Raw genomic sequence first — 12,899 nt, forward strand, 5'->3', positions numbered from 1 at the left:
CACCACTAGTGAATGGTGCCGGATTGCACAGCGACAGAATTGCCCGGCTGGCAGGCTATGAGACAGGGATGAAGATCGTTCCCTTCCGCGGGGAATATTATGTCTTGAACAGCAGTAAAAATTATCTGGTCAATCACCTGATTTATCCCGTACCCAATCCCGACTTCCCTTTCCTTGGCGTCCATTTTACGCGGATGCACAATGGAAAACGGGACGTTGGCCCGAATGCCGTCTTGGCATTTAAGCGTGAGGGATATCGCAAAACAGATTTCAATCTACAGGATATGGCTGAGGTACTGGCTTACAAAGGGTTCTGGAAAATCGCCACACGTTATTTCTGTGAAGGGATGGCAGAAATGCGACGTTCCTTTTCCCGCCCACTTTTTACCGAAAATGCCCGCCAGCTTATTCCTGATTTGCAAGCAAAAGATATCACCCCAGCACCAGCCGGTGTTCGTGCTCAGGCACTCACCACTGATGGCAAATTAGTGGATGATTTTCACTTCGTGAAAGGCCGCCGTTCACTGCATGTTTGCAATGCACCTTCACCCGCCGCCACGACTTCAATAGAGATAGGCAGGGAGATTGTGAAACGGTATTTTACTGAACTGTGAGAGTGGAGAGGTTTTATCTGCAATGGAAATGACAGGTGTTTTTATTGCGTTATTCGGCATTTTTTTAGTAAAACAACCGTAAGGTAAAGAGATGAAATATGACTATGATAGTGTTTTCAGATTGCCATTTACTGAAAGAATATATAATAAGAAGCCGGATATATATATCCAATAACCGCTCATTGATCTCTGGGAATTGATCAATGTAAGGAAAAGAGCTTGATTTGGATGCCGTGATAGAAGGGTTTAATTGGGATTGACAAAATTTTCAGCGGTTCCGGCGTATAGCCCCAAACTGACAGATACCGAAAAATAGGTAGCTGTCAGTTATGCCGGTTATGTAATAATAAGAACATTAAAAATGGTATTGTAATCCAAGATCTATGCTGTAGTTTCGGTTTTCAATTCCGATAGAATCGTCACCTAAATCAGCGACGTAGCCGGTATCAGAATAAATAAACTTCGTTTTCCCTTTACCTTCACGATATTTATTCCAGGTGAATGCCGTATAAAGCTTTGCATTTTGCGTTAAATAATAACCGGCATCGACACTGGCACCATAGTAATGAACCTTATCCGATTTCTGAGGCAGCGTTAAACGACGCATATAATGCTGGTCGTGGCTCCAGGCTTTTACCCACGGACTATATTTCAGTAACAGGTTAAATTCAAAATCCTGATAACGATACTGTCCGGTTAATCCAATATAGGGCAAGCTATACTTTTGTTTATAGCCAATCCCTGCCATCCCAGAAGGAAATTCCCCGACATTAGCGCCTTTCTTATAGACATAATGGCCACCATAAGCTGTCCAACTAAAGCGGGTTTCCTGATAACCCAATACAGCACCCAATTTGTAATCAGGCTGTTTAATTAGCCAACCTGCGGCATTGAAATCAAATTCATTGGCATCATTCAGGGAAGTATCCGGGCTGGATGACCAGTCAGTCCAGTGGCTTTGGTTTATATCCATCCAGTCATAATCATCCATTTTGCTATTGCGGGATGATAATTTAACCCACCCCCCCGCATTCACGGTTAATCTGTCAAGGAGATCCCAAGAAACTTTGCCTCTGGCAATCAGGACATCGCCAATTTTCCAATCCAATTGGCTACTTTTGTATTTTGGATCTTCGGAATATCCATAGAGATGTTCATTAGATTCGCCTTTCAGCCAACCAAGTCCAAACACAAAAGAGACACTGTCATCTCTCAAATAAAGTTGTGATGAAACAGGTTGTGCCATAACGCCAAAAGATAAAGTGACTAATGGAATCACCATCAAACTTTTCTTCATATTTATTAGATCCTTATCATAACAAAAAATCAGTTTTTATATTCCATTATTATTTGATAGCTATTTATGACCAAAAGAGATAATGTCTTTAACTATCAATAACGGGAATAATAATATTTGTGTCATATTACTTTTATCGTTATATGTTCATAGATTAAGATTATACGCTTTTAGCTATTTTTCATTTTTTAGGCAGGATTTTTTGATTAAAACTTGAAGTTGTTAAATTTTAATTTATAAAATTCAACGACCTGTTATAAAAACAGGCCGCTTATTATATTAATTTTCAATGATTATCCCATTCACCCAATCGGGCGTAAATCGACCCACAATAACTGGCTATCCGCAACCAGTGGCTTAATTACCCCGTCCCTAATATCCGGCAGCCACCATGCCCCCTGACCAAAAGCAAGCTGGACACAATTTGCGCCTGTGATTTCCCAGCGCCCTTTTAAAACATAAAGTACACCACTGTGTGATGTTGGCAGTAAACGTTCCTCAGAAATGACTGAAATCTCAGACGCCCAACATGAGCGACGAGTCATAATATTGAAACACTGAACGGGGCCATCCAATAATTCCGCGTGTCCCAGGATATCGCCTGAAAAATTAAATGGCGTCATCTTTTTCACCAGTTCATGCTCCAGAAACCCCGGGCTGGTCAAGCGGATACCTTTTCCTTTTAATAAAACGATCACGCGTTCAATATCAGGAAACTGCCCCAATTCCCCACTTTGATGAAAGGTCGTAAAACAGGCTCGCCAAGCAAAATCATCAGACACAGGCCAACAGGCAATATCCCTTGTTTCACCTTTCCCTTCAAACCATTGCACCCTTGGTAATGTTGCATAATCGAAACATTTTATTTTCATGCCGCTCCCTCACCATTTGTAAATTTTGTTCATAAAGCCAAAAGATAATCAGTGTCAAATTGTTAATAGGCACATTGGCAAATAATGTCTCTGGCGACAATATCGAAATAGTTGAAGTGTGATTGATTACCCGCATTCCTTTGAAAGCCGGTGGCACAGATCCCCCAACTCCTTCATTGCCAAAGCCTGTGTTTCATTCCAGCCAAACGAAGTATTCAGGCGAAAAGCGTGATCAAACTGAGTGCTGGTGGAAAACATGCTACCCGGCGCAATACTGATATTTTTTGCCAATGCCAATTGATAGAGCCGGTTCGCATTAAACGGCGGTTCAAACTCCAGCCAAAGAAAATAACCTCCACGTGCGCTGTTCACTTTTACGGATTGGGGAAAATATTCACTGATTGCCCATAGCATCCGGCTTTGCCGCTGTTCCAACTGCCGCCTTAATCGACGCAGATGATTGTCATAACCTCCCTGCGCCAGATAGTCTGCAATCGCCAACTGTGTTGGGGTACTGGCCGATACCGTGCTCATCATCTGTAATTGCTGAATTTTCTTTGCGTGTTTACCCGCAGCAACCCAACCTACCCGATAACCGGGAGCCAAGCATTTTGAGAATGATGCACAGTGCATAAAGTTATTTTCTGTATCCCAAGCCTTTATGGGTGCCGGAGGTTCCTGTTCGAAATACAATTCGCCATACACATCATCTTCAATCAGGGCGATCTGGCGGTGATTCAAAATCCCCACCAATCGCTGTCTGTTTTCTGGCGGCATGGTGCTACACAATGGGTTTTGAAAACGCGACATCAACCAACAGGCTTTGATGGGATATTTCTGTACGATCGCGTCCAAGGTATCCAAATCAATGCCGGTAAGCGGATCGGTTTTAATGGCAATGGCTTTCAAACGTAACCGTTCTATCGCCTGTAGCGCCCCATAAAAAGCCGGCGATTCAATCACCACCCAATCCCCCGGTGAAGTAACGGATTGCAAACTGAAACTTAATGATTCCATTGCGCCAGCAGTAATGACAATTTCATCAGGGGAAACATGGATACCGTTGGCAGCATAGCGACGGGAGATATTACGCCGTAACTTTTCATTGCCCGGCGGCAGATTTGCCAGCGAACTGTGTGGAACGAAGCGGCGGGCAACGGAAGCCAGTATTTTTGACAATTTAGGCTCTGCCAATAAAGAGGGATCGGGAAATGCTGAGCCGAATGGAATAATCTGCGGATCTTTGCATGCCTGCAAAACATCAAAAATAGACGCACTGATCTCCACATTTTCACTTAAGTTGAGTTCTTTTCCCCCCTTTGCCGCCGCAAAAGGTTTTAATCGCGGGGCAACATAGTACCCTGATTGTGGACGTGCCACGATCCATCCCTGACTTTCCAGCAGTTGGTAGGCTTGTAGTACAGTCATCAAGCTCAAGCCCGACGACTTTACCGATTCCCGCAGTGACGGCAATCTATCCCCCACTTGCCAAATATCGACCTCTATTTGTTGGCGGATCATGCCAGCCAATTGTTCGTAACGCGTCATCTGCTTGGCCTCTGCTTAAACTGTTATAGGTAATTAACAAAAAATTCTCAATATTATACTGGGTATCCCCGGAAACAAAAATCACACGATGATCGAAGGTAAATAAAGCCGCCCGAAAAAGGGTGTTTGCATAATGGGCATTGACTAATAAGTTTTTATTACTGTTAATCTTCATTCCTCTAACCTCGCGTTTCACGCGAATTTAGGATAGCATCTGCGCCCTTTTTAAAAATTTCCACGCTTAAAGATGAGGAAACTTATGTTCATCGGTTTTGACTATGGCACATCAAATTGCGCGGTAGCAGAAATGATCGGCGATACCCCGCAGCTTATTGCTATCGAAAATGATAACTTTTATATGCCTTCTGCTCTGGCTGCACCGAGCCGAGAATCCGTTTCCGAGCATTTATTTCGCCACTGGAATATCAAACCAAGCAATCAAGCGGGTGAGCAACTACTTCGTAGTGCGGTTGCGGCAAACCGTGAAGAAGGTATCGAACTTTTGCCAGAGGATATCGTCTTTGGGCAACAGGCATTAGCGCGATATCTGGAAGATCCCCAAGATATTTACTACGTTAAATCACCGAAATCTTTTCTGGGTGCAATGGGATTAAGGGAGACTCAAATCAGTTTTTTTGAAGATCTGGTTTGCGCCATGATGGCTAATATCAAACAACAAGTAGAAGCCAATAAACAGCAAGCTGTCGAAGATGTCGTCATTGGGCGCCCAATCAATTTTCATGGGCGCGGTGGTGATAAATCGAATCAACAAGCTGAAGGGATTTTACTTAATGCGGCAAAACGGGCGGGTTTTCGCCATATTGAGTTCCAATTTGAACCTGTGGCAGCCGGCTTGGAATATGAAGCCACATTAACAGAAGATAAAACGGTATTGATCGTCGATATTGGCGGCGGAACAACCGATTGCTCCGTTATTCAAATGGGACCAAGCTGGCAAGGCCAACCTGAACGCAATGACAGTTTACTGGCGCACGCGGGGCAACGCATTGGCGGGAATGACTTAGATATTCATCTGACCTTCAAGCAACTGATGCACCCTTTTGGGTTGGGAAGCAAAGTTGCCTCAGGCATTGAGATGCCATTGACACAGTTCTGGAACCCGATTGCCATTAACGACATACAGGCTCAGAAAGAGTTCTACTCCCGCCAGAATTTGGCGACATTAAAATCCATGCACAGGGATGCCCAAGAACCCGAAAAATTAGCCCGCTTATTGAAAGTGTACCAAGACACATTAGGATACAGCCTTGTTCGCAGTGCGGAAGAAGCTAAAATTGCACTTTCAGGGCAGTCTGAGCATTGTGTTAAACTCAATCTATTATCAGAAATGATTGAAGTGAATATCCAGCGTGATCAGATGATTGCAGCGATCGAATCCACCAAGGAAAAAATGGCGAAATTAGTTAGCGAAGCCGTGGCACAAAGTGGAACTCAACCCGATGTGATCTTTATGACCGGAGGATCAGCCAGTTCACCTATCCTACGCCAAGCCGTTGAACAAGAGTTGCCGGGGATCCCACTGGTGGGCGGTAATTACTTCGGTTCAGTCACAACAGGTCTGGCTCGCTGGGCAAAAATCTGTTTTGCTTAATGGTGGCTGTAGAAGGGCGTGTTGGCGTTTTGTGAAGGAAATTTGAACGGCATGATGATTTGGTATAGTCAATTTCACCAAAAACTCACTAAACCTCATCATCATGTGGCGAACACTATTCACAGATACAAAATGGAATAACTTATTTGTATTAGTCAGTCGCGTATCAACCGTTGAGTGATTTCATTTTACTCATCACCCCCCTTTTCTTCTGGTCAATCCATGCCAATATATTGGCCAACGATTTTCTTTGCCCATATTATTAATAAAAGAGGCAATCACAACCAGCGCCAAACTACCCGTCAACACAGGGGTAAACAGAAAATCAAAACCAACCGCGTCTTGCCCGGCCAAAAATACCACCAGTGGGTTAGCCCCTGCGGGTGGGTGGACAACTCTAAGCAGTTGCATCAGCATAATGGCTACTCCTACCGCCAGAGACATCACAATTAAAGCGTCCCCCAGTGTGTATAATGTGATAAGCCCGACAGCCGTGGCCAGTAAATGACCACCAATCACATTTCTTGGTTGAGCAAGCGGAGAAGCCGGAACTGCGAAGAGGATAACGCAGGTTGCCCCAAACGGAGCCATTAACCACGGATATTCTGTTGTCTGACTTAAATAGCCCAGAACCAAAATACCCATGAACCCTCCCAATAACCCTTTAATTAATTGAATAAAATCTGGTTTTGGTGGTAAAACACCGCCGCCGCTCAATTTACCCATTTTTGATTCTCCAGATGATTAATATGCACTATTATTCAGTCAACATGATACAGTGTACAAATCTGTTCACTTCCTGAATGGTACAGATCTGTACACAGCAAAACAACCTCTCAATAAATAAGGTTATTAACCAAGGCTAATGGGGATAACTCAGAAAAATGACGACGAACAAAAAAGAACACATCTTAGATACTGCGGAATCACTGTTTAATGAATTCGGTTACAACGCCGTCGGGGTTGATTTGATTCGGGATAAGGCCAGTGTGTCAAAAACCTCTATGTATCGCTACTTCGGCTCTAAAAACAAACTGATTGAAAGCCTATTACTCAGGAGACATAACCGATTTGAAGAGTCACTCAATAGCGCGGTATCTACCCCAGAAGGAACGGAAAACAAGCTGGATGCGATCCTTGAGTGGCATTTTTCTTGGTTCCAATCTCCTGATTTTAAAGGATGCCTGTTTATGCACGCCTTGGCAGAATTTAAAGGCCATGATGAGACTATTGTCAAACAGGCTCAACAGCATAAAAAGTGGCTAAAAGCGCTGTTATCCTCTATTTTCCCCTCGAACCAACAAGATGCTGAAACTAAAGCAGAAGCACTGATAACATTTATCGAAGGCATGATAGTCCGGGCTGAATTTGGTGAAGTGACGGGTTGTGAGCACATTTACCGGATAGGGGCAAAAGCCATGCTCTGAGTTTCTCAAAATAAGGCAGCCTTAGTCACTAATGACTTTGAAGCCTACTTTTCCACCTTGGGATGGGCCAGAATCTTTTATATGGATTAACTATGCAAGACATTTACAAAAAAAGAACGAGGAAAAGGAAGAGGAAGAAAGATATGACGGCTTATCCCGATTATTTCACCTTCTTTAGCCCCTTCTGAAAATATGGAAAACAAATGCTGCCCTCAGCTTGCCGAAAAATCGAACTCGGCAAGCATTCCCCAATAACTGCCCCCTTTAAACTGTTATAGTCAATAAACAAAAAATTGTCACTATTATACCTCAGGTCACTATGCTCTACTTGTCTGCACTTTCTCACTTCGTTTACTCATATCCCCAATAGATTTCAATAAGAGGTCACTATGTTAGGGTTAAATGCCCTTGAACTCGCAAGGATACAGTTTGCATTTACGGTTTCCTTTCACATTATCTTTCCTGCCATCACGATAGGTTTAGCCAGTTTTTTGGCGGTACTGGAAGGTTTATGGCTTAAAACCCGTAATACAGACTACAAAACGTTATACCACTTCTGGTCAAAAATTTTCGCGGTTAATTTCGGTATGGGCGTGGTTTCCGGCTTGGTGATGGCTTATCAGTTCGGCACTAACTGGAGCTTCTTTTCTGATTTTGCCGGTACAATTACAGGCCCGTTACTGGTTTATGAGGTATTGACGGCCTTTTTTCTTGAGGCCGGATTCCTCGGCGTTATGCTGTTTGGCTGGCAGCGGGTTGGTGAAAAACTACACTTTTTTGCCACCTGCATGGTGGCACTCGGCACCATTATCTCTACATTCTGGATATTGGCCTCCAATAGCTGGATGCAAACACCACAAGGCCATGAAATTATTGATAATCAAGTGGTTCCCGTTGATTGGCTTGCGGTGATTTTCAATCCCTCATTTCCTTATCGCCTGCTGCATATGAGCACTGCGGCATTTCTGGCCTCGGCATTTTTCATTGCAGCATCTGCGGCCTGGCATCTGCTGAAAGGCAATAATTCATCCGCCATGCGGAAAATGTTATCAATGGCGATGTGGATGATCCTGATTATTGCGCCATTACAAGCCATGATTGGCGATATGCACGGACTGAATACGTTAAAACATCAGCCTGCTAAAGTCGCCGCGATGGAAGGCCATTGGGAAAATCATCCCGGTGAAGCGACCCCGTTGATTCTGTTTGGTATTCCCAATCAGAAAGCAGAAGAGACGCGTTATGCAGTCAAAATCCCCTACCTTGCCAGCCTGATCCTGACACACAGTCTGGATAAACAAGTTCCGGCACTGAAAGAATTCGCGCCAGAAGATCGCCCAAATGTCTTTATGGTGTTTTGGTCATTTCGCATCATGGTGGGACTGGGCATGTTGATGATTGTGGCGGGTATCTGGGGGCTATGGCTGCGTCATAAAAAGCGCCTTTATGAAAATCGGTTCTTTCTTCGTTTTATGCTGCTTATGGCACCCTCCGGCCTTATCGCGATCCTGGCAGGCTGGTTCACCACCGAAATTGGCCGTCAACCGTGGGTCGTCTATGGCTTGATGCGCACTAAAGATGCGGTGTCCGCCCACGGTGAAATCCATATGAGCATCAGCTTACTTATTTTCTTTGTCGTCTATGCCGCCGTCTTCGGTATGGGTTACGCCTATATGATGAAACTCATCCGTAAGGGCCTCCCACAAAACTCAAATAAGGAATCCATAAATGGGTATTGATCTTCCTCTTATTTGGTTCTTGATCATTATATTCAGCACCATGATGTATATCGTGATGGATGGTTTTGATCTTGGTATCGGCATTTTATATCCAACCGTTAAGGGGCAATCCGATCGTGATTTGATGATGAATTCTGTGGCGCCCGTCTGGGATGGTAATGAGACTTGGCTGGTGCTGGGTGGCGCCGGATTATTTGGCGCATTCCCATTGGCTTATGCCGTGGTTCTGGATGCACTGACAATCCCATTGACCATGATGTTACTGGGCTTGATATTTCGTGGTGTGGCTTTTGAATTCCGCTTCAAGGCCACACCAAAGCACCAACACGTTTGGGATAAGGCCTTTATTGTCGGTTCAATCCTCGCTACTTTTATGCAGGGCATCGTTGTCGGGGCGGTTATTACCGGTTTTCCTGTCGAAAACCGGGTTTATGCCGGTAGTTATTTTGATTGGCTGGCACCTTTTCCCTTATTTTGTGGGTTTGGCCTGGTTATCGCTTATGCCCTATTGGGATGCGGCTGGCTGGTGATGAAAACCGAAGGTCATCTGCAACAACAGATGTATCGTGTCCTGCGCCCCCTAACCTTACTGATGCTGGCGGTTATTGCCATTATCAGTATTTGGACGCCACTCGCCCATCCAACAATGGCTGAACGTTGGTTCAGTTTGCCAAATCTGTTTTTCTTTATGCCCGTACCATTACTGGTATTAGGGTCAAGCTGGCAGCTCTTAAAAGCATCCCCGAACTCAAGCCATTACACCCCGTTCCTGACAGCGCTGTTACTGATTTTCATGGGCTTCACCGGGTTGGGGATCAGTATTTGGCCGAACATTATCCCTCCCTTTATTAGCTATGAAGAGGCCGCCTCGCCGCCTCAATCGCTCGGCTTTATGCTGGTTGGTGCCCTGTTTATCATCCCGATTATTTTGACTTATACCTTTTGGAGCTATTATGTCTTCCGAGGAAAAATCAGCCCTGAACAAGGCTACCATTAAAACAGCACCACAACGCCCTCCATTATGGCAGCGCTTAGGCTGGATGCTAGCCATTTGGTTTTGCAGTGTACTGGCCTTATACGCCGTATCCACGTTATTTCGCGCTTTAATGACTATGGCGGGAATGAAGGTGAAGTGATAATTCACTTTTTAAATACAATTAACGTCTGGTTCAATTTATATCCCCCAGCCACAAAGTTAACCGGGGGATATTTCTTGAGATCTATTGGCTGTCAACCATAAGCCAAAAGCGCTTTCTGACACAATCTGGAACGTACACAATCTTGTTGAGAAAAATGGAGCACACTGATAGCTTCATCATCAGAAAATCGCGCCAGGGCGTCCGCCAATCCCGATGTAATATTTACCGGTAAATCACACTGGCTAACATCACCATTGACAACGACTGTGACATTTTCTCCTAATCGAGTTAAAAACATTTTCATTTGATTGACGGTAACATTCTGCGCTTCGTCGAGGATCACAAAGGCATTCTCAAATGTTCTGCCCCGCATATAGGCAAAAGGCGCAATTTCCACTTTGCCAATTTCAGGACGCAGGCAATATTGCAGGAATGAAGCGCCCATGCGTTTTAATAGCACGTCATAAACAGGCCGAAAATAAGGCGCGAATTTCTCCGCCATATCTCCCGGCAGAAAACCGAGATCTTCTTCTGCCTGTAATACCGGACGCGTTACAATGATTTTATCAACCTCTTTATTGATTAAAGCATCGGCTGCCATGACGGCGCTAATATAGGTTTTGCCACAGCCGGCTTCCCCATTGGCAATAATCAATTGCTTGTTATTGATTGCCCGCATATAGCGATACTGCACTTCGCTACGCGGCATAACGTCTGATGTATCCCTGCTTTCGCGTGCCATTCCGATAGCTTCAACGCCGCCAAACTGTACCAATGAAGTGACATTATCATGGTTTCGATAACGTGATTGTCGCATGTCCTTTTTTAACATTCTTCTCACTTCACGACGAGCTTTGAGCACTGCTTTCTGTCTGGCCATAATCGCACACCTTATCGTTAAGTTTCACTTTACGGTGTTTTATCTCGCTGAGTAATAGAGAGGAGCTTCCTTTTAAGCTCATTAAGGGTCCATAAAAAAACCGGCGTTAAGATCGTCACTCTTTCATTAGTAACATATGATCTTAATCGCCGGCTCCTAACCGGGAATGCAGTTTCAGTCGCTGTCATTAGCATTCCTCACATCTTTCCGCTTTCTTTGGGGTAATTTAACGGACTATGATGTCAGTATAATGACAGTTTTTTATTTATGACAAGCTTGAAGGTTAAATTTTACTGAAACATTCTTTGATTTTTATTGGCAACGATTTTCACCATTCACCATTGCTATTTTTTACAATTACCGGCTAAACGATAGCCTGCTTTTTTAGCTTCTGCTTCTGAACGGAAATAAACTGCGTTTTTATCTGCCACGGTCTTATAACCAGAACAATGCGCAAAATGATAAATCTGACTATTCTTATTTCCCTTAATCATTTCATTTTGTGCCGTTTTTGCGGCAGTTCTTTGGGCTGATACCTGATTGTTCCCTGCTTGCAAATGGTTTTGCTTTGGCGCACTGTTCTGTGCCGCTAATCCTTGCTGAGATATCAAACCCTGACCTGAGTTTTTATGCCCCAATTGCCATTTTTTACTGCCAGTCACAAAGGGGTTATGGTGCCCCATAATTTTGGCAATCCGGTTATCTCTTTCACGCTCCCAAGCATCCACTGGATATTGACGATCCCATGCCATCATCAATTGCTGCTGCTGGCGTGACATCGTCAGATTATAGCGGTCGTGCATATAGAAATAGACTCTGGCAACCATTCCTTTCACTCTGTCGCGCGGTTCAAACAGACGTGACTTAAAATCCACCTTACTGCGGCATGAACCATACATATCAGGGATGTTTCCGGCGAGCATTCCGTAACCAAAATTACTGCGATCACCATTAACTTCACCAATTGACGGTGCCAAATTGTGCATATCTGATTCTATCCTGCGAAATACAGGATCAGTTTCAACGCAGTTTTTCCGCCCACCCTTTTGCCAACATTGACGTTGATGCCCAAATACCCAAGCCGGCACCATATGTTCCCATTCAATGCGTGCAGCCCTGGTTTGCTGTGATCGGACATGATAACCACAAGACGCCAGATCAACACGCCCGCCACTCTTGCCAACCCATTGCCAATCACACCCACAATATAACGTGCCTATCTCTGATTTTGTCTGTCCGCTATAAACATTTTTTCTTGATTCAACTTTGGCTTGTTCGAAGCTACTGGGTGCGCTCCATGCGTGAAAAGAAAAAGTTAATCCCAAAATCAAAAGATAGCGTGCCCACTGGCCAATTTTACTGTTCAAAATAATACCTATTTACTTATTCATCCAAAACGTTTGCGCATAACATCAGGCTATTATCCTGCCTGACAACACCACAAAATGACAAATATTATTCGTCTATTTTTCTTTATCACCCATTTGATGGGGATATTAAGCGTAAAAATATTATGTTTATTAAACTATCGAAGGTTATTTATTTGGATAGCATGAAGGTATTTAAAAATTTTAATTAATTTTAGTAGGATAAATGACCATCAGCACTAAAACTGAACAACTTGAGCAAGAGTTACTGGAAGTTGTAAAGAAATATTCAGGGAACGAAGAAGTGACTGTCATTACCACTCACCATTCAGAAAATAATTTACAGATTCAGGTTATTATTGCCGGTAAGAATCAGTTAGATATTATACTGAATGCGTTTTCTG

The 12,899-nt window shown here is 43.9% G+C and carries 12 protein-coding genes; 6 read left to right on the forward strand and 6 right to left on the reverse strand.

Translation table 11 applies throughout. From position 1 onward, the window contains the following. The coding region (gene lhgO / locus PSI17_RS14300) for an L-2-hydroxyglutarate oxidase (protein WP_273552613.1) at nt 1-614 on the forward strand (614 nt) is incomplete at its 5' end. A 355-nt stretch (nt 615-969) separates the two neighbouring features. Here the strand turns inward: lhgO and PSI17_RS14305 are convergent. The 3 genes from PSI17_RS14305 to PSI17_RS14315 form a co-directional block, all read right to left on the reverse strand. Next, nucleotides 970-1,911, reverse strand: coding sequence for an omptin family outer membrane protease (locus tag PSI17_RS14305; RefSeq protein ID WP_273552614.1), 942 nt, complete (start codon nt 1,909-1,911; stop codon nt 970-972). Nucleotides 1,912-2,213: 302 nt separating this feature from the next. Then, nucleotides 2,214-2,783, reverse strand: coding sequence for a HutD/Ves family protein (locus tag PSI17_RS14310; protein WP_273552615.1), 570 nt, complete (start codon nt 2,781-2,783; stop codon nt 2,214-2,216). Between the two features lie 126 nt (nt 2,784-2,909). Beyond that, nucleotides 2,910-4,331 (reverse strand): aminotransferase-like domain-containing protein, encoded by a 1,422-nt coding sequence (locus tag PSI17_RS14315; protein WP_273552616.1) that lies wholly within the window; start codon nt 4,329-4,331, stop codon nt 2,910-2,912. Between the two features lie 259 nt (nt 4,332-4,590). On the opposite strand from PSI17_RS14315, the gene yegD reads away from it, so the two are divergent. Beyond that, on the forward strand, nt 4,591-5,943 hold the full coding sequence (gene yegD, locus PSI17_RS14320; protein ID WP_273552617.1) for a molecular chaperone: 1,353 nt from the start codon (nt 4,591-4,593) through the stop codon (nt 5,941-5,943). A gap of 195 nt (nt 5,944-6,138) precedes the next feature. On the opposite strand, the gene PSI17_RS14325 is transcribed toward yegD, so the two are convergent. Continuing rightward, the gene (locus PSI17_RS14325) at nt 6,139-6,669 is read right to left on the reverse strand and encodes an HPP family protein (RefSeq protein WP_273552618.1); all 531 of its coding nucleotides are present in this window, start codon (nt 6,667-6,669) and stop codon (nt 6,139-6,141) included. Nucleotides 6,670-6,827: 158 nt separating this feature from the next. Here PSI17_RS14325 and PSI17_RS14330 point away from each other — a divergent pair, with 158 nt between their 5' ends. The 4 genes from PSI17_RS14330 to PSI17_RS14345 all read left to right on the forward strand — a co-directional run bounded on the left by PSI17_RS14330 (nt 6,828) and on the right by PSI17_RS14345 (nt 10,245). Further along, the gene (locus tag PSI17_RS14330) at nt 6,828-7,370 is read left to right on the forward strand and encodes a TetR/AcrR family transcriptional regulator (protein ID WP_273552619.1); all 543 of its coding nucleotides are present in this window, start codon (nt 6,828-6,830) and stop codon (nt 7,368-7,370) included. Between the two features lie 389 nt (nt 7,371-7,759). Then, nucleotides 7,760-9,109 (forward strand): cytochrome ubiquinol oxidase subunit I, encoded by a 1,350-nt coding sequence (locus PSI17_RS14335; RefSeq protein ID WP_273552620.1) that lies wholly within the window; start codon nt 7,760-7,762, stop codon nt 9,107-9,109. After that, nucleotides 9,099-10,106, forward strand: coding sequence for a cytochrome d ubiquinol oxidase subunit II (cydB, locus tag PSI17_RS14340; protein ID WP_273552621.1), 1,008 nt, complete (start codon nt 9,099-9,101; stop codon nt 10,104-10,106). The genes PSI17_RS14335 and cydB overlap by 11 nt, the downstream gene beginning before the upstream one ends. Next, the gene (locus PSI17_RS14345) at nt 10,063-10,245 is read left to right on the forward strand and encodes a DUF2474 domain-containing protein (RefSeq protein ID WP_273552622.1); all 183 of its coding nucleotides are present in this window, start codon (nt 10,063-10,065) and stop codon (nt 10,243-10,245) included. The genes cydB and PSI17_RS14345 overlap by 44 nt, the downstream gene beginning before the upstream one ends. 94 nt (nt 10,246-10,339) lie before the next feature. Here PSI17_RS14345 and phoH read toward each other — a convergent pair whose 3' ends face one another. Together phoH and PSI17_RS14355 are read right to left on the reverse strand one after the other, a co-directional pair. Beyond that, complete coding sequence (gene phoH / locus PSI17_RS14350; RefSeq protein WP_273552623.1) at nt 10,340-11,128, reverse strand: phosphate starvation-inducible protein PhoH; 789 nt, start codon at nt 11,126-11,128, stop codon at nt 10,340-10,342. Nucleotides 11,129-11,472: 344 nt separating this feature from the next. Then, nucleotides 11,473-12,459, reverse strand: a complete 987-nt coding sequence (locus PSI17_RS14355; RefSeq protein ID WP_273552624.1) for an endonuclease — start codon at nt 12,457-12,459, stop codon at nt 11,473-11,475. Nucleotides 12,460-12,899: the final 440 nt, after the last annotated feature.

This window comes from Xenorhabdus sp. IM139775 (assembly GCF_028598745.1).
Taxonomy (GTDB): Bacteria; Pseudomonadota; Gammaproteobacteria; order Enterobacterales; family Enterobacteriaceae; genus Xenorhabdus.

Bases quoted from the DNA above. Each gene is read 5' to 3' on its own strand.
- PSI17_RS14305 (WP_273552614.1), bottom strand. From the start codon at position 1,911: ATGAAGAAAAGTTTGATGGTGATTCCATTAGTCACTTTATCTTTTGGC.
- PSI17_RS14310 (WP_273552615.1), bottom strand. From the start codon at position 2,783: ATGAAAATAAAATGTTTCGATTATGCAACATTACCAAGGGTGCAATGG.
- PSI17_RS14315 (WP_273552616.1), bottom strand. From the start codon at position 4,331: ATGACGCGTTACGAACAATTGGCTGGCATGATCCGCCAACAAATAGAG.
- yegD (WP_273552617.1), top strand. From the start codon at position 4,591: ATGTTCATCGGTTTTGACTATGGCACATCAAATTGCGCGGTAGCAGAA.
- PSI17_RS14325 (WP_273552618.1), bottom strand. From the start codon at position 6,669: ATGGGTAAATTGAGCGGCGGCGGTGTTTTACCACCAAAACCAGATTTT.
- PSI17_RS14330 (WP_273552619.1), top strand. From the start codon at position 6,828: ATGACGACGAACAAAAAAGAACACATCTTAGATACTGCGGAATCACTG.
- PSI17_RS14335 (WP_273552620.1), top strand. From the start codon at position 7,760: ATGTTAGGGTTAAATGCCCTTGAACTCGCAAGGATACAGTTTGCATTT.
- cydB (WP_273552621.1), top strand. From the start codon at position 9,099: ATGGGTATTGATCTTCCTCTTATTTGGTTCTTGATCATTATATTCAGC.
- PSI17_RS14345 (WP_273552622.1), top strand. From the start codon at position 10,063: ATGTCTTCCGAGGAAAAATCAGCCCTGAACAAGGCTACCATTAAAACA.
- phoH (WP_273552623.1), bottom strand. From the start codon at position 11,128: ATGGCCAGACAGAAAGCAGTGCTCAAAGCTCGTCGTGAAGTGAGAAGA.